Origin of the sequence: Coralloluteibacterium stylophorae (genome assembly GCF_018122625.2) — a bacterium.
GTDB classification, from domain to species: Bacteria; Pseudomonadota; Gammaproteobacteria; order Xanthomonadales; family Xanthomonadaceae; genus Coralloluteibacterium; species Coralloluteibacterium stylophorae.
The window spans coordinates 332,513-351,809 of record NZ_JAGQFT020000003.1 but is presented as its reverse complement, the minus strand read 5'-3'; the positions used below and the strand labels follow the sequence as shown (position 1 = coordinate 351,809).

Genomic DNA, 19,297 nt, shown 5'->3' with positions numbered 1-19,297 from the left:
CTGTCGCGGGCGCCGGAAATCCGTACACTGCGGCGCTGCCACCAGCCCGCGCCGCGGGCGCCCGGAGCCGCGTTCCCTCCATGACCGACCGCGTCATCGCCAGCGACGCCACCCGCGAGGACGACGCGCTGGAGAACAGCATCCGGCCGAAGCGGCTGGACGACTACCTCGGCCAGCAGGCCGTGCGCGACCAGCTCCGCATCTACATCGAGGCCGCCAAGGGCCGCGGCGAGGCGCTCGACCACGTCCTGATCTTCGGTCCGCCGGGCCTGGGCAAGACCACGCTGTCGCACGTGATCGCCAACGAGATGGGCGTCGGCCTGCGGCAGACCTCGGGCCCGGTCATCGAGCGCGCCGGCGACCTCGCCGCGCTGCTGACCAACCTGCAGCCGCACGACGTGCTGTTCATCGACGAGATCCACCGCATGCAGCCGGTGATCGAGGAGGTGCTGTACCCGGCGATGGAGGACTTCCAGATCGACATCATGATCGGCGAGGGCCCTGCCGCGCGTTCGATCAAGCTCGACCTGCCGCCCTTCACCCTGATCGGCGCGACCACCCGCGCCGGCCTGCTCACCGCGCCACTGCGCGACCGCTTCGGCATCGTCCAGCGCCTGGAGTTCTACACCCCGGAGGAGCTGACCCGCATCGTGCGCCGCTCGGCGCAGATCATGGGCATCGCCTGCGACGCCGAGGGCGCGGCCGAGATCGCGCGCCGCGCCCGCGGCACGCCCCGCATCGCCAATCGCCTGCTGCGCCGGGTGCGCGACTATGCCCAGGTCATGGCCGGCGGCGCGATCACCCGCGACGCCGCCGAGGCCGCGATGCGCATGCTCAAGGTCGACCCCGAGGGCTTCGACGACCTCGACCGCCGCCTGTTGCGCACCCTCATCGACAGCTTCGACGGCGGCCCGGTCGGCGTGGAGTCGCTCGCCGCGGCGCTGTCGGAGGAACGCGGCACCATCGAGGACGTGATCGAGCCCTACCTGATCCAGCAGGGCTTCCTGGTGCGCACCGCGCGCGGTCGCATGGCCAGCGCGCGCGCCTACCGCCACTTCGGCCTGCCGACATCGAAGGCGCCGCCCGCCGACCTGTTCGCCGGCGACGGCGACGGCGAGCCCCTCTGAGGGTCCGGAAATGTTCAGCTTTCCGACAAGGGTCTACTGGGAAGATACCGACGCCGGCGGTGTCGTCTATCACGCCAGCTACGTCCGCTTCTTCGAGCGTGCGCGCACCGAATGGCTGCGCGGGCTCGGATTCGGCCAGCGCGAGCTGGGCGAGCGCGAGGACCTGCTGCTGGTGGTGCGCGGGATGCGGCTCGAATTCCTGCGGCCGGCGCGGCTGGACGATCTTCTCGAGGTCAGCGTGCTGCCGGTGTCGCGTCGCGGTGCCAGCCTGGTGATCCGACAGGAGATCCGTCGGGGCGAGGAACGCCTCACCGAGGCCGAGGTGCGCGTGGCGAGCATCAACCGCAATTTCCGCCCGCGCGCCCTGCCGGACTGGCTGGTCGCGCAGATCGATTCCCCTGGAGCCACTGGATGAGCCTGATCCCCGTCATCGCCGCCGCCGCGGCGACGCCGATTCCCGAGAGCGCCCCCGCCACGGCCGACGCCTTCCCCGAGGTCGCCTCCGCCGCCGCCGCGGGAGGGTCGGGCGGTCTCGATTACCTGAGCCTGATCCTGCACGCCAGCATCCCCGTGCAGATCGTGATGCTGATCCTGCTGCTGGCCTCGATCGCGTCCTGGGTGATCATCTTCCGCAAGCGCCGCGTGTTCGCGAACGCCTTCGACGAGGCCGACGAGTTCGAGGACAAGTTCTGGTCGGGCGTCGACCTGGGCCAGCTCTACCGCGGCGCCACCGAGCGCAACCGCGACGTCAGCGGGATGGAGGCCATCTTCGAGGCCGGCTTCCGCGAGTTCGGGCGCCTGTCGAAGAAGCGTGCGGTCGACGCGCGGACACAGCTCGAGGGCGCACAGCGCGCGATGCGCGCGCAGCTGGCGCGCGAGATCGACGGGCTGGAGCGCAACGTGGAGCTGCTGGCCTCGATCGGCTCGGTGAGCCCCTACGTCGGCCTGTTCGGCACGGTGTGGGGCATCATGATCAGCTTCCACGGCCTGGCCAACGTACGCGAGGCGACCATCGCCACGGTCGCGCCGGGCATCTCCGAGGCGCTCATCGCCACCGCGATGGGCCTGTTCGCCGCGATTCCCGCGGTGGTGGCCTACAACCGCTTCGCGACCAAGGTCGAGCGCATCAACGTGCGCTACGAGGCCTTCGCCGAGGAATTCTCCTCGATCCTGCAGCGCCAGGCCCACCTCGACGACGAATGATCCGCGCCCCGCGCGCGGGCGACCGCGCGCGGAGGATCGACCGATCCGGAGCCTGCCATGTCCACTGCATTCTCGGGGCGCCGCGCGCGCCGCAAGCTCAAGAACGAGATCAACGTCGTGCCCTACATCGACGTGATGCTCGTGCTGCTGATCATCTTCATGGTGACCGCGCCGCTGCTGAACCTCGGCGTCGAGGTCGACCTGCCGCAGTCCAATGCCCGCGGCATCAACAGCGAAAGCGAGCCGGTCCTGCTGGAGGTGACCCAGGACGGGCGCTACTTCCTCAAGCTCGCCGACGCCGAGCGCGAGGAGCTCGACGAGGCGGCGCTGATGGCGAAGATGGGCGCCTTCGTGCGCGCGAACCCGAACGTACCGGTCTATGTGGCCGGCGACCGCCGCGTCGAGTACGGCGTGCTGATGCAGGGCATGGCGCTGATGCAGCAGGCGGGCGTCAACAAGGTGCTGCTGATGTCGACCCCGGCGGCGGAGACGCGCTGACCCGATGGAGACCCGCGCCGACCAAGTCCGCGCCTTCGTCTACGCGATCGGCCTGCACCTCCTGATCGGGGTGCTGATGGTCGTGGGCCTGTTCTGGACGCGCTCCAGCACGCCGGTGTCGGTGGCCGGGCCGCCGATCGAGGCCACGCTGGTGATCGATCCGAACGCGACGGTGGTCCCGACCGAGCGCCCGCGTGCGCCCGAACCCGCGCCGCAGCCGGAGCCCGCGCCCGCGCCGCCCCCGCCGCCCGAACCCGAGCCGCCGGCAGCCCCGCCGCCGCAGCCCGAACCCGAGCCGCGTCCGCAGGAGGCCGAGGAGCCGCCGCAGACCGCGCCGCAGGAGCAGCTTCCGGATCCGGACGTGGTCGAGCAGGAACGCATCGACGAACTCGCCGCCGAGCGCGCCGAGCAGCAGCGGATCCAGGAGGAGAAGCGCCGCCAGGAGCAGGCCGAACTCGAGCGCCAGGCCCAGCAGGAGGCCGAGGAGCGCGAGCGCCGCCGCCGCCAGCAGGAGGAACGCGAGAAACAGCTCGCCGAGATCCGGCGCCTGCGCGCCGAGGCCGAGGCCCAGCGCAAGAAGGAGGAGCAGCGCCTGGCCCAGCTCGACCGCCAGGCGCGCGAGCGCGCGACCGAGCGGGCCGACACGCCGGCGCCCAGCGCGAGCCCGCCGCCCGGCAACAACGGCACCGATTCCTCGCTGCAGGCGCAGTACTCGCTCGCCATCCAGGAGGCGATCCTGCGCCACTGGCGGCGCCCGGAGACGGTGCCGCTGGGCACGCCCTGCGAGCTGCGGATCATCCAGATCCCGGGCGGCGAGGTGATCAACGCCGACGTGGTCGGCAACTGTCCGTTCGATGCGGTCGGCAAGCGCTCGATCGAGGCCGCGGTGCTCAATGCCTCGCCGCTGCCCTACGCCGGCTTCGAGTCCGTCTTCAACCGCCAGCTCAACCTGAAGTTCACCGCGCAGGACCGATGACGCCGTTTGATCCCATGTTCATGAACCGGCTGTTATCTACCTGCGCCCATTCGCCACCGCACCCGGGAACGCCCGCCGCATGAAACGCATCGTCGTCCTCCTCGCCATGCTCTGCCTGCCCTGGATGGCGGCGTCCCGCGTCGAGGCGCAGGGTCTGGACATCGACATCGTCGGCGGCACCGCCTCCGCGCTGCCGATCGCCATCGTGCCGATGCAGTACCAGGGCGGCACCGCGGCCCCGGACACCGACATCGCCTCGGTGATCAGCGCGGACCTCAACCGCTCCGGGCAGTTCCGCACCCTGGGCGACCGCGACATGGTCGAGCGGCCCACCCGCGGTGCCGAGATCAACTTCGCGACCTGGCGCCTGCTCAAGCAGGACTACGTCGCGGTCGGACGCATCCTCGACAGTCCCGACGGCGGCTACCGGGTCGAGTACGAACTCTACGACGTGGCCCGCCAGGAGCGGCTGGAAGGCGTCGCCCTGGGCGGCCGCCCGAGCGGCATGCGCGACGTCGCCCACCAGATCGCCGACCGCATCTACGAGAAGATCCTCGGGGTGCGCGGCGCGTTCTGGACCCGGATCGCCTACATCACCGCGAGCGGCACCGGCCAGAACATCAACTACGCGCTCGTGGTCGCCGACTCCGACGGCTACAACCCGCAGACGGTCGTGCGCTCGCGCGAGCCGCTGCTGTCGCCCTCGTGGAGCCCGGACGGCAAGCGCCTGGCCTACGTCAGCTTCGAGCGCGGCAACTCCTCGATCTACATCCAGGACATCACCACCGGCGCCCGCGAGGTGCTGGCCAGCTACCGCGGCATCAACGGCGCACCGTCCTTCTCGCCGGACGGCAACCGCCTGGCGCTGACCCTGTCGCGCACCGGCAATCCCGAGATCTACGTCATGGACCTCGGCAGCCGCTCGCTGACCCAGCTCACCAACCACTGGTCGATCGACACCGAGCCGACCTGGTCGCCGGACGGCCGCGCGGTCTATTTCACCTCCGACCGGGGCGGCAAGCCGCAGATCTACCAGGTCCCGGCCGGCGGCGGCGACGCGTCCCGCGTGACCTTCGAGGGCAGCTACAACGCCGATGCCACGGTCTCGTTCGACGGCGCCAAAATCGCTGTGGCGCAGGGCTCGGGCAACGTTTATCGTATTGCGCTGATGGATCGCAGTGGCGGTGGTCAGGGGCGCTGGCAGACCCTCTCTCCGGGGAATCTGGACGAATCGCCGAGCTTCGCTCCGAACGCAAGCATGATTCTGTACGCGGCCCGGGATCAGGGTCGTGGAGTGTTGTATGCCGTATCCGCCGACGGGCGCGTGCGGCAGCGTCTGGTTCTTGCCGATGGCGATGTCCGGGAGCCCGCCTGGTCGCCGTTTAGGCAGCGCTGACGGACCGGTCACGGCCGTTGTCGCACGGTTGTTTAGGACGGGCCACCACAAAATCTAGAACTGCATCCGATCACCCGAGGAACCACAATGAACACCACCACCCGCGTTCTGCTCGCCGCAGCGGTCGTCATGTCGCTCGGCGCCTGTGCCAAGAAGGTCCGTGAGGAAGCGCCGACCGAGACCGTCGCTCCGCCGCCGACCGCCACGGCTCCCGCGACCTCCGGCGTCTACACCCCCGCCGACCTGGACACCGACGCCTGCCTGCGCCAGCGCGTGGTCTACTTCGACCTCGACCAGGACACCCTGCGTCCCGAGTTCCAGCAGATCATGAACTGCCACGCCAAGTACCTGCGTGACCGTCCGCAGTCCCGCGTCACCCTCGAGGGCAACGCCGACGAGCGCGGCAGCCGCGAGTACAACCTGGGTCTCGGCGAGCGCCGTGGCAACGCCGTCGGCTCGGCCCTGCAGGGTGCGGGCGGTTCGGCCGCGCAGCTCAACGTCGTCAGCTACGGCGAAGAGCGTCCGGTCTGCACCGAGTCGAGCGAGTCCTGCTGGCAGCAGAACCGTCGCGTCGAGATCGTCTACACCGCGCGCTGATCCGGCCGCGTCGAAGAAAGAGCGTCATGCACGTCAAACACCTGCAAGTCGCGATCGTGGCGGCGGCCTTCATGGCCGCCGCTCCGGTTTCCGCACAGCGCGCCAGCCTCGCCGACCGCGTCGCCCGTCTCGAACAGCAGCAGGCGGGAGGCCAGTCCTCGGTCGAGCAGGTCAACCGCATCATGACGCTGCAGTCGGAAGTGCAGTCGCTGCGCGGCCAGGTCGAGGAGCTGCGCAACCAGATCGAGCAGATGCAGACGCGCGGCCGCCAGCAGTATCTCGATCTGGACAGCCGCATCGGCCGCCTCGAGGGCGGTGCGGGTGCCGCGTCGGCGGATCCAGCCGCAGGGAGCGCGGGTGCATCCGGCCCGGCTGCGGCCGGCGAGTCCGAGCCGGTGGGCGAGCTGCGTCGGATCGGCGAGTCGGTCATTCCGGGTTCTGCGCTGGGCGGCGGCGACGCCGGAGCGCTGCCTGTGGATCCCGCGGCCGAGCGCGCCGATTACCAGGTCGCGTTCAACGCGCTCAAGGAGGGGCAGTACGCGGACGCGGCGACGCGCTTCCGCGAGTTCATCGAGCGCCATCCGCAGAGCGAGCTCATCGACAACGCCAACTACTGGCTCGGCGAGTCGTATTACGTCACCCAGAACTACGAGCTCGCGCTGCAGGCGTTCCAGACCCTGGTGACGAGCTATCCGGAGTCGCCCAAGGCGCCCGGCGCGCTGCTGAAGACGGGCTACTGCCAGCTCGAACTCGGTCGTTACGATGCCGGCGAGGCGACCCTGCGCGAGGTCATCCGCGAATATCCCGGCACGCCCGAATCCTCGCTCGCCGACGGACGCCTCCGCGGCCTGGTGCTGGACCGCCAGGGCGGCTGATCCGCGGCCTCGCCGCCGGCTGCCGCGCGGCTGGCCGGCCACGGGGGCGCACCGCGCGAGCCGCAGCACGGACCGATCATGAACACCATCACGGCACCCGCGACTGCCTCTTCCGCAGGCCGGTCCGCCGCGCCCGCGCCGGAAGAGCGGCTGAAGATCACCGAGATCTTCCTGTCGCTGCAGGGCGAGGCGCTCGACAGCGGCAGGCCGACGGTCTTCGTCCGCCTGACCGGCTGCCCGCTGCGCTGCCAGTACTGCGACACGGCCTACGCCTTCCACGGCGGGCAGTGGTGGTCGATCGACGCCGTCCTCGCCGAGGTGGCGCGGCACGGCGTGCGCCACGTCTGCGTCACCGGTGGCGAACCACTGGCGCAGAAGCGTTGCCTGGCGCTGCTGCGCTGCCTGTGCGACGCCGGCCACCGCGTCTCCCTGGAGACGTCGGGCGCACTGGACATCGGCGCGGTGGATCCACGCGTATCGCGGGTGGTCGACCTGAAGACGCCGCATTCCGGGGAGATGGACCGCAACCGCCTCGAGAACCTGCGCCTGCTCGCCCCGCACGACCAGGTCAAGTTCGTCCTCTGCAGCCGCGAGGACTACGAATGGGCACGCGCGATGCTGCGCAAGCATGATCTGGCCTCGCGCTGCGAGGTGCTGATGTCGGTGAGTTTCGGGCAGCTGGCGCCGGTCGACGTCGCCGACTGGATCGTCGCCGACCGCCTCGACGTGCGCTTCCAGATGCAGCTCCACAAGCTCCTGTGGAACGACGCGCAGGGCAGGTGAATGCGGTCGGCGGGCGCTAGACTGTAGGGTCCGCGTCCCGAGCTCCGCCGCAATGTCCGCTTCCCGCAACGCCGTCGTCCTCGTCTCCGGGGGCATGGATTCCGCAGTGACGCTGGCGATCGCCCGCGAGCAGGGTTTCACCTGCCACGCGCTGAGCGTCGCCTACGGCCAGCGTCATACCTCCGAACTGGCGGCCGCCGGGCGGGTGGCGCGGATGCTGGGCGCTGCCGCGCACAAGACGGTCTCCATCGACCTGCGCGCGATCGGCGGCTCGGCGCTGACCGACGACATCGAGGTGCCGGCGCACGGCGCGCCGGGCATCCCGGTGACCTACGTGCCCGCGCGCAACACGATCATGCTGTCGCTGGCGCTGGGCTGGGCCGAGGTGCTGGCCGCGGGCGACATCTACTGTGGGGTCAACGCGGTCGACTACTCCGGCTATCCCGACTGTCGCCCCGAATTCGTCGCCGCCTACGAGCGCCTGGCCAATCTGGCCACCAAGGCCGGCGTCGAGGGCAACGCGCTGCACGTGCGCGCGCCGTTGATCGCGATGACCAAGGCCGAGATCGTGCGCGAGGGCCTGCGCCTGGGCGTGGACTTCGCCGAGACGGTGTCGTGCTACCGCGCCGATGCCGAAGGCCGCGCCTGCGGCCGGTGCGACGCCTGCCACCTGCGCGCGGAGGGCTTCGCGGCCGCCGGCGTGGCCGATCCGACCCGCTACGCCTGATCCGGGCCTGCGCCGCGCGCGGCGCATGCGGTAGAATCCCCGGCCCCGCGCGCCGCGGGCGCTGCAGCACCTGGGTCGTTAGCTCAGTCGGTAGAGCATCGGACTTTTAATCCGCTGGTCCCGAGTTCGAATCTCGGACGACCCACCATAAATCAACGGGTTGCGCTGCTCTAGGTGCCTTTTCCCGAAAATTCTCCCGAAATTTCGAGGCCCTTCGGGGCGTCGTACACCTGCAGCTCGTGGTCGTAGCGCTGCCGCATGGCTTCCGTCCAATGGCCGCCGGCGCGCTTGTCGGCGCTGTCGGTGATGGCGGGATGCTTGATGCCGTGCAGGCTGAAGCGCTCGTCCGCAGCGATCACGCCTTCCTGCATTGCAAGGCGCATGAAGCGCCGGAAGGCGGTGTCGAGGCTCGACTTCGGCAACGGGTTGCCGTCCTGGCCGACCACGATCGCTCGGGCCGCCGGCTGCAGCGGCACCGGGCGCGCGTGCCGCTGCATCGTTGCGGCGCGCATAACGACGAGCGCGTCCCGCGTCTGGCGCAGCTCCTGCGTCCACTCGGTGACGTTGTCCGCGCTGCCCTTGCGGCGATTGCTGTCGATGCGATCGGCGGTCGCGTTGGCGCCTGTCAGCGTGGCCGCCTCCATGCCGCGCAGGGGCCGGCACCTTCCGGGATGACACCGGCGAGAACCACGCTTCGGCGGGGTTTTCTCGTTCAGGCGCTACGGGCGACCGGCGCGGGTTCGGCGGTCAGCTTCACTCCCAGCGCCGCCAGGACACGCTGCACGGTGTCGAAGCGTGGGTGCGCGTCGGGGCGGAGCGCCTTGTAGAGGCTCTCCCGACCGAGGCCGGACGCCTTGGCGACCTCTGTCATGCCGCGCGCGCGGGCGGCAGTCTGCAACGCGGTCTGGAACACTTCAGCGCTGCCGGATTCCAGCGCGTCCTGCAGGTACGCCGCGACCGCCTCGTCAGTGTCGAGGAACTCGGCGGCATCGAAAGGACGGGTTTCGGTCTTGGTCATGGTGGGAGCCTCACAGGTGCGCGGCGAGCGTCTTAGCCGCCGCGATGTCGCGCCGCTGCGACGACTTGTCGCCGCCGCACAGCAGGATGACGATTTCGGAGCCGCGGCGGGTGAAGTAGACGCGGAAGCCGGGGCCGTGATCGACGCGCAGTTCGCTGACGCCGTCGCCGACCGACTTCACATCCCCCAGCAGGCCGTGGCGCACGCGCTCGATCCGGCCGAGGAGATCGCGCGAGCCTTGCGGTCACGCAGGCTGCCGAGCCAGTCGGTGAAGGTGGTGGTCGTCTGCACGTCGATCATGCGGCCAGTGTATCCTAATGGATACGTTGCGCAAGCCCAGCGGATGCCGAAGGCTCCCGAAATCGCGTATGCGGGTTCTGGCGAGACAGTGACTTAGCCGGGGTCGCTCACAAATGGCCGCAGATCTGACCGTCTGAACCGTCAGCAAAGTTCGACGACCCTTTAATCCGCTGGTCCCGAGTTCGAATCTCGGACGACCCACCATCGCTCGCTGGCCGGCGCGGCCCGGCCGCACGGCTGGCCGGACGTCGCCGTCGCGTGAGGACGTCGATCACGGCGGGTGTGCGACAAGGCGCGATGGGTGCACCTCCGGCAACCGCGCAGACCGCGATCGAGACCGTCCTCGGCGCCGTCGTCGTGGTCACCGCGGTGCCGGCCGCTTCCCGGTGCTGGAAGGTGTTCTATTCGATCCATCCGCCGAGCGCAGCGGCGCACCCGCTGACGCACCCGGTCGTGCTCCGGTTCGACGATGCGCGCAGCGCCATGCACTGGGCCTTCGTCGAGGCCGCCCGCGAGCTGGCATCGGGCGGCGGGCGCCGCGCCTGATCGCATGGATCCCGTCGGTGCACGGCCGGCGGCGGATGTGCCCGTCCCGTGCGGTCGTGAGTCCGACCTTTCACGACGATTTGAGCCGGACGCCCTCAGTTTCGCCCCGCCGACGCGGACGCGTCATCCGGCTCGGTCTGCAACCCGGTCCCACGCGGAGGAGCGCCATGCATCCCAGTCCCATCCCCTACGATTCGGAATCGCACGACGGCTACACCATCGAGGTGCTGGCGGAGCCTGCGTCGAATGCCCCCAGCGCCTGGCGCGTCACCGCGCAGGTCGACTTCGCCGACACCGGGGCACGGCTGACGCATACCGAGCCCGACGTGCCGGTGGAGAGCGAGGGGCTCGCCATCGCCTACGGCATGGGCGTGGGCCGCAGGATGGCCCGCGGGCTGGTATAGCGGCTAGGAGGGGTCCGGCTCGACGAGGGCGTCGAGCACCGCCTGTCCGTAGCGCTGCAGCTTGCTGCTGCCGACGCCGTCGATGCCGGCCAGCTCGCTCAGCCGGGCCGGACGCGAGAAGGCGATGGCGCGCAAGGTGGCGTCGTGGAAGATCACGTAGGCGGGGACGTTCTGCTCCTTGGCCAGCCGTCCGCGCAGCGCCCGCAGCCGCTCGAACACCGCGGTGTCGGCGGGATCCAGTCGCGGCCCGCTGTCGACGCGTGCGGCGCGGCTGCGGTCGCGGGTACGCACGATGTCGCGCCGCAGGGACAGCGTCGTCTCGCCGCGCAGCACCGGCCGCGCCGCCTCGGTCAGGTGCAGCGCGCCATGGCCTTCGGCATCCACGCTGAGGCAGCCGGCCGCCACCAGCTGCCGGAATACGCTGCGCCACTGGTTGGCATCGAGGTCCTCGCCGATGCCGTAGGTGCTGAGCCGGTCGTGGCCGAACTGTCGGATGCGTTCGGTGTCGGCACCCCGCAGCACGTCGATGAGATGCGTGGCGCCAAAGCGCTGGCCGCTGCGGTACACGCAGGACAGCGCCTTCTGCGCGGCGACGGTGGCGTCCCAGGTCTCCGGCGGATCCAGGCAGTTGTCGCAGTTGCCGCAGGGCTGCGGGTAGGTTTCGCCGAACGCGGCCAACAGCGTCTGCCGGCGGCAGCCGGTGCTCTCGCAGTAGCCCAGCAGGGCGTCGAGCTTGCCGCGCTCCACGCGCTTGCGATCCTCGCCGGCGTCTCCGGATTCGATCATCTGCTTGAGCAGGACCACGTCGCTGAGGCCGTAGCACAGCCAGGCCTGGGCCGGCTGGCCGTCGCGGCCGGCACGCCCGGTCTCCTGGTAGTAGCCCTCCAGCGACTTGGGCAGGTCCATGTGCGCGACGAAGCGGACGTCGGGCTTGTCGATGCCCATGCCGAAGGCGATGGTCGCCACCACCACCACGCCTTCGTCCTGCAGGAAGCGGCGCTGGTTGGCGGCGCGGACGCCGGAATCGAGCCCGGCGTGGTAGGCCAGGGCGTGGTAGCCCTGCTCGCGCAGCAGCTGCGCGGTCTCCTCGACCTTGCGGCGCGACAGGCAGTAGACGATCCCGGCCTCGCCGCGGTGGTCCTCGAGGAAGCCCAGCAGCTGGCGGCGCGCGCTGGCCTTCTGCACAACGCGGTAGCGGATGTTGGGACGGTCGAAGGAGCTGACGAAGTGGCGCGCCTCGACAAGGTCCAGGCGCTCGGCGATCTCGCGCTGGGTCGGCGGGTCGGCGGTGGCGGTCAGCGCGATCCGCGGCACCTCCGGCCAGCGTTCGTGCAGGATGTTGAGGCTGCGGTACTCGGGGCGGAAGTCGTGGCCCCACTGCGAGACGCAGTGCGCTTCGTCGATCGCGAACAGCGCGATCGCGATCCGGTCGAGCAGGGCCAGGAACCGGCCGGTCAGCAGACGCTCGGGCGCCACGTACAGCAGGTCGAGCTCGCCGGCCAGGAGCCGCGCCTCGACCTCCGCGGCGCGCCCGGCCTCGAGCGAGGAGTTCAGGTAGGCCGCGGCCACGCCCACCTGCTCCAGCGCCTCGACCTGGTCCTGCATCAGCGCGATCAGCGGCGAGACGACGATGCCGGTGCCGTAGCGGGCGAGCGCGGGGATCTGGTAGCACAGCGACTTGCCGCCACCGGTCGGCATCAGCACCAGGGCGTCGTGCCCCGCGACCACGTGTTCGACCACGTCGGCCTGCTGGCCGCGGAAGGCGTCGTAGCCGAAGACGCCGCGGAGGATCTCGTGGGGGGTGTCCTGCATCCTGACTAGGGTACCAGCGGCATGTCCACGGCCGCCGCGGCCGCGCGGCGTCGCGCGCAAGAAAAAGCCCCGGCATGGCCGGGGCTTTTCGCGTGGGGATTCGCCGCTGGCTCAGTCGATGGTCGCGCGGAACGTCGCCCTGGCGAACGCGCGCTCGCCGACCACCTTGAAGTACCAGGTGCCTGCGGCCGGCGACGAGATGGTGATGATCTCGTTGTTGCCCGGGCGCATCGACGCATGGTCGTAGTCGTCCGGCGTCGGCTCCTCGCCCGCCGCCGCGTACAGCGAGAGATCGCCGCTGCCGCCGGAGGTCATGACCCGCAGCCGCGACGCGCCGGCCGGCACCTCCACCGTATAGACCAGCTCGTCCCCGGCGGCGCCGGAGAGGTCGCGGACCAGCTCGCCGTCCTCGACCGGGATCGGATCGCCGGGCTCCAGGTAGCGCGCCACCAGGCTCACGCCGCTGAACGCGGTGTAGGCGGTGACGTCGACATAGTAGGTGCCGGCTTCCGGCGCCTCGAAGCTGCAGACCTCGTTGTTGCCGCCGAGATAGGGCCGGCAGTCCCACAAGGTCGCGGTCGGCTCGTCGCCGAAGCGGACGTACAGGTCCGCATCGCCGGTGCCGCCCGACATCACGATCTCGAGGTCCGAGGCATCGACCGGCACTTCCACGTAGAAGCCCAGCGTCTCGCCGGTGGCCGCGGACAGGCCGGTGACCGGCACGTTCTTCTCGAGCTCGGTGCGGTCGGTGGGCTCCGGATCCGGATCGGGATCCGGGCCCGGATCGCCCGGGTCGGTCTGCAACTGCTCGAGCGCCGCGGGCAGGTCGATCAGGCCGTGGCCGAACTGGTCGTCGCGCCCGGGCTCGCCGAGGTCCTCGGCGGTCTGCTCCAGCGCGCGGCGGACCTGGTAGTTGGTCCACTCCGGATTGGCGCTCATCAGCACCGCGGCCGCGCCGGCGACGTGCGGCGTCGCCATCGACGTGCCCGACAGGTAGGCCAGGGCATCGTTGCTGATCTCGGGAATGGTCGAGACGGTGGCGGTCTGGCCGAGGTAGTTGGCGACCAGCGTCTGCCCGTCCTGCTGGCTCATGTCGAGCACGGGGATCGGGCTGCTGCCGTTGAGCGTCGCGCCGATGGCGCCGGGGACGTTGTTGTAGATGATCGTGGCGATGCCGCCGGCGGCGACCACGGCGTTGTTCTTCTCGGCGAAGCTGATGTCGCCGCGCTCGCACAGCACGATCATCCCGGACCAGCTGCTGTCGGAGGCGGTACAGCGCCCGCCGTCGACGAGCGTCCCGGTGGCGGTGCCTTCGAAGGTGCCGTCCACGGCCTGGGCGAAGAAGGTGTTGCCGTCGACGCTCAGCTCGGCTTCCTTGACGTAGTAGGTGCTCATCACCGACACCGCCGGCGCCGAGACGTCGACCTCGTCGTTGCGCTGCGAGCTGGTGTAGGCCGCCTTGTTGGCGTCGACACCGCCGACCGAGACCACGATCGGATAGGAGGCCGGATAGCTGTAGGCGGTGTTGGCGTCGTTGCCGGCGGCGGCGACGCTCAGGATCCCCTCGTCGGCCAGGTCCTGGAAGGCCTGCTCCTCGATCGGCTCCGGGAAATCGCCGCCCAGGCTCATGTTGACCACGTCCGCGCCGGCATCGGCGCAGCGGTAGGCGGCGTCGGCGAGGTCGGAGGCATAGCTCCACACGCAGTTGGCGATCGTCTCGTCGCCGAAGACCTTGACGATGAACAGCGACGCGTCGCCCGGGCTGACGCCGACCACGCCGGTGTCGTTGAGGGCCGCGGTGATGGTGCCGGCGACGTGGGTGCCGTGGCCGCAGACGTCGGTGTTCCAGTTGTCGGGATAGCCGCCCAGCAGCTCGACTCCCTCGAAGTCGACATGGTCGGCGACGATGCCCGAGTCGATGACGCAGACCGTGGAGCCGTCACCGGTGGGCGCGCCGGCGTCGATCTGGCCGTCGCGGTCGGCGTCCCAGACGTCGCGCGCGCCGATCAGGTCGATGCCGTAGGGAACGGTGTCGGCCAGCGGGTAGCGCTTCGGGTCGGTACGTACCGACTCGACGTCCGCGCGCTGCCGCAGGCGCTCCACGGCGGAGGCGGGGACGGTCACGGCCATGGCGTTCAGGCGGTCGAGGCTGCGGTTGACCGTCGCCCGCTCGCGGGCGAGGGCGTAGGTCACCGCCGGCTTGGCGCCGGCCTTGAACTGCACGATCACGCGCTCGGCGGGATCGGCGGCGGCAGGGCGGGCGGTCTGGGCAGCGGCTCCGCCGATGCCCGCGCCCATGGCGAGGCCGATGGCCAGCGCCTGCGCAAGTCGTGTCTGCTTCATGAGGGTCTCCGCGAGGGACGGCGGAAGGGGCCGCCGTTGCTGAGCCCTGAACTTGGCATGAAGCACCCGCTCCGGGCAGGCTTTCGCCGGCGCATCGCGGCTGCGTGGCACGGGTTGAACACCATCGACACCGGATGACAAAAAACGAAAACGCCCGGCCGGAGCCGGGCGTTTCGGGCGGCAGGAACGGGCGCCTACTGGAGCATCGAGCGCAGCATCCAGGCGGTCTTCTCATGGGCGGTCATGCGCACGGTGACCAGGTCGGCGGTCGGCTGGTCGTTGGCGTCGTCGGCGGCCGCGAACACCGCCCGGGCGCTGCGCGACGCGGCCTCGTGGCCCTCGACGAGCTGGGTGAGCATGCCCTTCCAGTCGGGAATGCCGGTCTCCTCGTCGATCGACGACAGCTCGGAGAACTGCTTGCCGGAGCCCGGCACGAACACGCCCAGCGCCCGGATGCGCTCGGCGATCTCGTCGGTGGCCGTCCACAGCTCGTTGTACTGCTCCTCGAGCATGTTGTGCAGCGAGCTGAAATGCGGCCCGGTGACGTTCCAGTGGAAGTTGTGGGTCTTCAGGTACAGCGTGTAGGTATCGGCGAGGAACCGGGTCAGCAGATCGGCGATCTGCGTGCGCGCCTGCTCGTCGATCCCGATGTGGATCTGCGGCGTCGGCTTCTCGAGCTTGGAAACGACTTTCTTCTGCGGGTTCGCCATGGGGATCTCCGGAGGTGGGGGCAACCTTAGAATTATGGGCCGGGCGCGTTCATGCCAAATGAATTCGGCCGATCGCCACCATCGGACATGTCTATCGTGAATTCCGCTAGCAGCTCCGTGCGCGCCGCCGCCGACGACCTCGACGCCACGCTCAGCCGCGACCGCGGCCGCCTGCTCAGGCTGCGCGGCGCCAGCCGCAAGGCGCGCGACGACGCGCGTGCGCGCGAACGCTTCGAGCAGGCGCTGGCCGCCTCGCGCGCCGCCTATGCCGCGCGCGCGGGCCAGGTGCCCGCGCCGACGTTCCCGGAGGATCTTCCGGTCGCCCGCGAGGCCGCGCGCATCGTCGAGCTGATCCGCCGCCACCAGGTGGTGGTGGTCGCCGGCGAGACCGGCTCCGGCAAGACCACCCAGCTGCCGAAGCTGTGCCTGGCCGCCGGGCGCGGCGTGGCCGGGATGATCGGCTGCACGCAGCCGCGCCGCATCGCCGCGCGCGCCGTGGCGCGACGCGTCGCCGAGGAGCTCCAGACCGAGATCGGCGGTGCCGTCGGCTTCCAGGTGCGCTTCACCGACAACGTGTCCGAGCGCACCCACGTCAAGTTCATGACCGACGGCATCCTGCTGGCGGAGATCGCCTCGGATCGCTGGCTGTCGGCCTACGACACGATCATCGTCGACGAGGCCCACGAGCGCAGCCTCAACATCGACTTCCTGCTGGGCTTCCTGAAGACGCTGCTCGCGCGCCGGCCCGACCTCAAGCTGATCGTGACTTCCGCCACGATCGACACCGCGCGCTTCGCGAAGCATTTCGACGACGCGCCGGTAGTCGACGTTGCCGGCCGCAGCTATCCGGTCGAGGTGCGCTGGCGCGGGCCGGAGGAGGCGGCGGGCGAGGACGAGGACGGCGGCACCGAGCCGCGCTCGATGGCCGAGGCCATCGTCCAGGCGATGGACGAGATCAGCCGCGAAGACCCGCGCGGCGACACCCTGGTGTTCCTGCCGGGCGAGCGCGAGATCCGCGAGGCACACCAGGCGCTGGAGCGGCGCAAGTACCGCGAGACCGAGGTCCTGCCGCTGTATGCACGGCTGTCGGCGCGTGACCAGGACCGCGTGTTCAACCCGGGGCCGAAGCGGCGCATCGTGCTGGCGACCAACGTCGCCGAGACCTCGCTGACGGTGCCGCGCATCCGCTACGTGATCGACCCGGGCGTGGCGCGGGTCAAGCGCTACAGCCCGCGCCAGAAGCTCGACCGCCTGCACATCGAGAAGATCAGCCAGGCCAGTGCCAACCAGCGCGCCGGACGCTGCGGACGCATCGCCGCGGGCGTGTGCTACCGGCTCTACGGCGAGGCCGATTTCCTCTCGCGCAGCGCGTTCACCGATCCGGAGATCCTGCGCGCCTCGCTCGCCGGCGTGATCCTGCGCATGCTCGAGCTGCGCCTGGGACGGATCGAGGACTTCCCCTTCCTGGAGGCGCCGGACCCGCGCGCCGTCGCCGACGGCTGGCAGCAGCTGGCGGAACTCGGTGCGGTCGACGACGGGCGCCGGCTCACCGACATCGGCCGGACCATGGCGCGGATGCCGGTCGATCCCAAGCTGGCGCGCATCCTGGTCGCCGCGCGCGCCCACGGCTGCCTGCGCGAGGCGCTGGTGATCTGCGCCTTCCTCGGCATCCAGGACCCGCGCGAGCGCCCGGCCGACGCGCGTCAGGCGGCCGATCAGGCGCACGCGCAGTTCAACGACCCCCGCAGCGAGTTCGTCGGCGTGCTCAATCTCTGGGCCGCCTACCGCGAGGCGCACGAGGAACTGACCCAGTCGCGCCTGCGCGACTGGTGCGGCAAGCGCTTCCTCGGCTTCCTGCGCATGCGCGAATGGCGCGAGCTGCATCGCCAGCTGCACCTGCTGGTGGACGAGCTGGGCTGGAGCGAGAACGCGGAGCCGGCGAAGTATCCCGAGCTGCACCGGGCGCTGATTGCCGGCCTGCCCACCCAGATCGGCCATCGCGCCGACAAGAGCCTCTACGAAGGCCCGCGCGGCCGGCGCTACCAAGTGTTTCCCGGATCGTCGCTGGCCTCGAAGCCGCCGCCGTGGATGCTCTCGGCGGTGCTGCTCGACACCCAGCGCGTCTGGGGCCTGATGAACGCGACGATCGAACCGGACTGGGCGATCGCCGAGCTCGACCATCTCCTGCAGCGCCGCCATCACGATCCGCACTGGTCGCGCGCGCAGGGGCGGGTGGTCGGCAGCGAGCAGGTCTCGCTGTTCGGCCTGGTGCTGGCGCCGAAGCGGCCGGTGCACTACGGCAGCCTGTACCCGGCCGAGGCGCGCGAGATCTTCGTGCGCGAGGCCCTGGTCAGCGGCGAGATCAATGCCCGCGCCGCCTTCCTCGAGCGCAACCTGAAGACGCTCGCGATGGCGCGCGAGGAAGAAGCCAAGCTGCGCCGCGTCGGCCTGGTCGCCGACGAGGACTGGCAGGCGCGCTGGTACCTCGACCGCATCCCCGCCGAGATGAACACGGCCGCGGCGCTCGACGCCTGGTACAAGCGCCTGGACGCCGCGCAGAAGGCGTCGCTGCAGTGGTCGCTTGCGGAACTGCTGCCCGGCGAAGGCAGCGAGGCCGATCGCTACCCGAAGTTCCTCGCGCTGGGCGACGTGCGGCTGGCGCTGCACTACGTGTTCGAGCCGGGGCGCGAGGACGACGGCGTGACCCTCGACGTGCCCCTGCACCTGCTCAACGCGCTCGACGACGCGCGCCTGACCTGGCTGGCGCCCGGCTTCGTGCCGGAGCTGGCCACCGCGCTGATCCGCGGCCTGCCGAAGGCGCAGCGGCGCAGCTTCGTGCCGGCGCCGGATTTCGCCCGCGCCTTCGCCGAGGCCTATCCGCAGCCGACCGCCGACAGCCTGCAGGGCGAGCTCGCGCGTTTCCTCGCGCGCGCCACCGGTGCCGCGATCGCGCCGAGCGACTTCGACCTCGCCGCGGTGGAGCCGCACCTGCGCATGAACATCCGCCTGCTCGACCGCAGCGGCAGGAAGAAACTCGCCGAGTCGCGTGACCTGGACGCGCTGCGCGCGCGCTTCGCCGCCGACGCCGAGCGGGCCTTCGCCGCGCACGCGGCGCAGGGCATGGCGAAGGAGGGGCTGGTGGCGTTCCCGGAGCAGCCGATCCCGGTCTCGATCCCGGGCGATGCCGGCGTGCCTGCGTTCCCGGCGCTGGTGGACACCGGCGACGCGGCGGCGCTGCGGGTGTTCGCCGACCGCGCCGTCGCCGAGGCCGCGCATCCCGGCGGCGTGCGGCGCCTGCTCGCCCTGGCCCTCGACGACCGCATCCGGCAGGCGCGCAAGCAGCTGCCGGTATCGCCCAAGACCGGGCTGCTGTACGCGACCATCGAATCGGCAGACCAGCTGCGCGCGGACATCGTCGAGGCGGCGCTGTCGGCGGTGCTGGGCGGCGACCTCGGCGGCATCCGCGATGCACAGGCCTTCGAGGCGCGGCGCGAACAGGCGGGCAAGGCCCTGTTCCCGGAGGCGATCCGGCGGCTGGAGCTGGCCGAGAGCATCCTCAGGGCGGTGGGCGAACTGCGCCCGGCCCTGGAGGCGCCGCTGATGGGCTGGGCGAAGGGCAACCTCGACGACCTGCGCGCCCAGCTCGACGCGCTGGTGCATCCCGGCTTCCTGCGCGAGACGCCGGCCGAGGCGCTGACCGAGTTCCCGCGCTACCTGCAGGCGATGCTGCTGCGTACCGAGCGGGCGAAGCGCGACCCGGCGCGCGATCAGCAGCGGATGCTCGAGATCGCGCCGTTCGTGGAGGCGCTCGACGCCGCGCGCGCGGCGGGCAAGGCCGGCAGCGCCGACTGGCAGGGGCTGCGTTGGGACATCGAGGAACTGCGGGTCTCGCTGTTCGCCCAGGAACTCGGCACCCGCGGTGCGGTGTCGGCCAAGCGCCTGGCGCGACGGGTCGAGGCGCTGCGGGCGGCCTGAGGCCGCC

20 protein-coding genes and 1 tRNA gene are annotated in these 19,297 nt (G+C 70.8%); 14 read left to right on the top strand and 7 right to left on the bottom strand.

The features are described from left to right. The first annotated feature begins 80 nt into the window (after positions 1 to 80). The 11 genes from ruvB to KB893_RS06430 all read left to right on the top strand — a co-directional run bounded on the left by ruvB (position 81) and on the right by KB893_RS06430 (position 8,330). Positions 81 to 1,127 carry a Holliday junction branch migration DNA helicase RuvB gene (gene ruvB, locus KB893_RS06480; RefSeq protein WP_213173561.1) on the top strand — a complete coding sequence of 349 codons (1,047 nt, stop codon included), beginning with the start codon at positions 81 to 83 and terminating at the stop codon, positions 1,125 to 1,127. A gap of 10 nt (positions 1,128 to 1,137) precedes the next feature. Beyond that, a complete protein-coding gene (gene ybgC / locus KB893_RS06475; RefSeq protein WP_213173560.1) occupies positions 1,138 to 1,542 on the top strand; it encodes a tol-pal system-associated acyl-CoA thioesterase in 405 nt (134 codons plus the stop codon). Between the two features lie 2 nt (positions 1,543 to 1,544). Beyond that, positions 1,545 to 2,330, top strand: a complete 786-nt coding sequence (gene tolQ / locus KB893_RS06470; protein WP_377731184.1) for a protein TolQ — start codon at positions 1,545 to 1,547, stop codon at positions 2,328 to 2,330. 57 nt (positions 2,331 to 2,387) lie between these two features. Further along, positions 2,388 to 2,828, top strand: coding sequence for a protein TolR (gene tolR, locus KB893_RS06465; protein ID WP_211926300.1), 441 nt, complete (start codon positions 2,388 to 2,390; stop codon positions 2,826 to 2,828). A gap of 4 nt (positions 2,829 to 2,832) precedes the next feature. Then, positions 2,833 to 3,804: a cell envelope integrity protein TolA gene (gene tolA / locus KB893_RS06460; RefSeq protein WP_211926299.1), complete on the top strand. Its 972-nt coding sequence runs from the start codon at positions 2,833 to 2,835 to the stop codon at positions 3,802 to 3,804. Between the two features lie 79 nt (positions 3,805 to 3,883). Further along, on the top strand, positions 3,884 to 5,200 hold the full coding sequence (tolB, locus tag KB893_RS06455) for a Tol-Pal system beta propeller repeat protein TolB (protein ID WP_211926298.1): 1,317 nt from the start codon (positions 3,884 to 3,886) through the stop codon (positions 5,198 to 5,200). An 87-nt stretch (positions 5,201 to 5,287) separates the two neighbouring features. Next, positions 5,288 to 5,797, top strand: coding sequence for a peptidoglycan-associated lipoprotein Pal (gene pal / locus KB893_RS06450; RefSeq protein ID WP_211926297.1), 510 nt, complete (start codon positions 5,288 to 5,290; stop codon positions 5,795 to 5,797). A gap of 26 nt (positions 5,798 to 5,823) precedes the next feature. Then, positions 5,824 to 6,672 (top strand): tol-pal system protein YbgF, encoded by an 849-nt coding sequence (gene ybgF, locus KB893_RS06445; protein WP_211926296.1) that lies wholly within the window; start codon positions 5,824 to 5,826, stop codon positions 6,670 to 6,672. 78 nt (positions 6,673 to 6,750) lie between these two features. After that, positions 6,751 to 7,455 carry a 7-carboxy-7-deazaguanine synthase QueE gene (gene queE, locus KB893_RS06440; RefSeq protein WP_211926295.1) on the top strand — a complete coding sequence of 235 codons (705 nt, stop codon included), beginning with the start codon at positions 6,751 to 6,753 and terminating at the stop codon, positions 7,453 to 7,455. A 52-nt stretch (positions 7,456 to 7,507) separates the two neighbouring features. After that, on the top strand, positions 7,508 to 8,182 hold the full coding sequence (gene queC / locus KB893_RS06435; RefSeq protein WP_211926294.1) for a 7-cyano-7-deazaguanine synthase QueC: 675 nt from the start codon (positions 7,508 to 7,510) through the stop codon (positions 8,180 to 8,182). 72 nt (positions 8,183 to 8,254) lie between these two features. Beyond that, positions 8,255 to 8,330: transfer RNA gene (locus tag KB893_RS06430), tRNA-Lys, on the top strand. 22 nt (positions 8,331 to 8,352) lie between these two features. Here KB893_RS06430 and KB893_RS06425 read toward each other — a convergent pair. From KB893_RS06425 to KB893_RS18795, 4 genes are all read right to left on the bottom strand, one after another. Further along, positions 8,353 to 8,826, bottom strand: a complete 474-nt coding sequence (locus KB893_RS06425) for a site-specific integrase (protein WP_211926293.1) — start codon at positions 8,824 to 8,826, stop codon at positions 8,353 to 8,355. A 68-nt stretch (positions 8,827 to 8,894) separates the two neighbouring features. Next, positions 8,895 to 9,200, bottom strand: a complete 306-nt coding sequence (locus tag KB893_RS06420; protein ID WP_211926292.1) for an addiction module antidote protein — start codon at positions 9,198 to 9,200, stop codon at positions 8,895 to 8,897. A 10-nt stretch (positions 9,201 to 9,210) separates the two neighbouring features. Beyond that, positions 9,211 to 9,405, bottom strand: coding sequence for a type II toxin-antitoxin system RelE/ParE family toxin (locus KB893_RS06415; RefSeq protein ID WP_377731154.1), 195 nt, complete (start codon positions 9,403 to 9,405; stop codon positions 9,211 to 9,213). Then, a complete protein-coding gene (locus KB893_RS18795; protein ID WP_377731152.1) occupies positions 9,378 to 9,500 on the bottom strand; it encodes a hypothetical protein in 123 nt (40 codons plus the stop codon). Before KB893_RS18795 ends, KB893_RS06415 begins: the two co-directional genes overlap by 28 nt. A gap of 297 nt (positions 9,501 to 9,797) precedes the next feature. Here KB893_RS18795 and KB893_RS06410 point away from each other — a divergent pair, with 297 nt between their 5' ends. Both KB893_RS06410 and KB893_RS06405 read left to right on the top strand, forming a co-directional pair. Then, complete coding sequence (locus KB893_RS06410; RefSeq protein ID WP_211926291.1) at positions 9,798 to 10,046, top strand: hypothetical protein; 249 nt, start codon at positions 9,798 to 9,800, stop codon at positions 10,044 to 10,046. Positions 10,047 to 10,213: 167 nt separating this feature from the next. Then, positions 10,214 to 10,450 carry a hypothetical protein gene (locus KB893_RS06405; RefSeq protein ID WP_211926290.1) on the top strand — a complete coding sequence of 79 codons (237 nt, stop codon included), beginning with the start codon at positions 10,214 to 10,216 and terminating at the stop codon, positions 10,448 to 10,450. 3 nt (positions 10,451 to 10,453) lie between these two features. Here the strand turns inward: KB893_RS06405 and recQ are convergent, their stop codons facing one another. The 3 genes from recQ to KB893_RS06390 all read right to left on the bottom strand — a co-directional run bounded on the left by recQ (position 10,454) and on the right by KB893_RS06390 (position 15,315). Beyond that, a complete protein-coding gene (recQ, locus tag KB893_RS06400; protein WP_211926289.1) occupies positions 10,454 to 12,262 on the bottom strand; it encodes a DNA helicase RecQ in 1,809 nt (602 codons plus the stop codon). A 111-nt stretch (positions 12,263 to 12,373) separates the two neighbouring features. Further along, a complete protein-coding gene (locus KB893_RS06395) occupies positions 12,374 to 14,605 on the bottom strand; it encodes a S8 family serine peptidase (RefSeq protein WP_211926288.1) in 2,232 nt (743 codons plus the stop codon). A gap of 194 nt (positions 14,606 to 14,799) precedes the next feature. Continuing rightward, positions 14,800 to 15,315, bottom strand: a complete 516-nt coding sequence (locus KB893_RS06390; RefSeq protein ID WP_211926287.1) for a Dps family protein — start codon at positions 15,313 to 15,315, stop codon at positions 14,800 to 14,802. 87 nt (positions 15,316 to 15,402) lie between these two features. Between KB893_RS06390 and hrpA the strand changes: the two genes are divergently transcribed. Then, positions 15,403 to 19,290: an ATP-dependent RNA helicase HrpA gene (hrpA, locus tag KB893_RS06385; protein ID WP_211926286.1), complete on the top strand. Its 3,888-nt coding sequence runs from the start codon at positions 15,403 to 15,405 to the stop codon at positions 19,288 to 19,290. Positions 19,291 to 19,297: the final 7 nt, after the last annotated feature.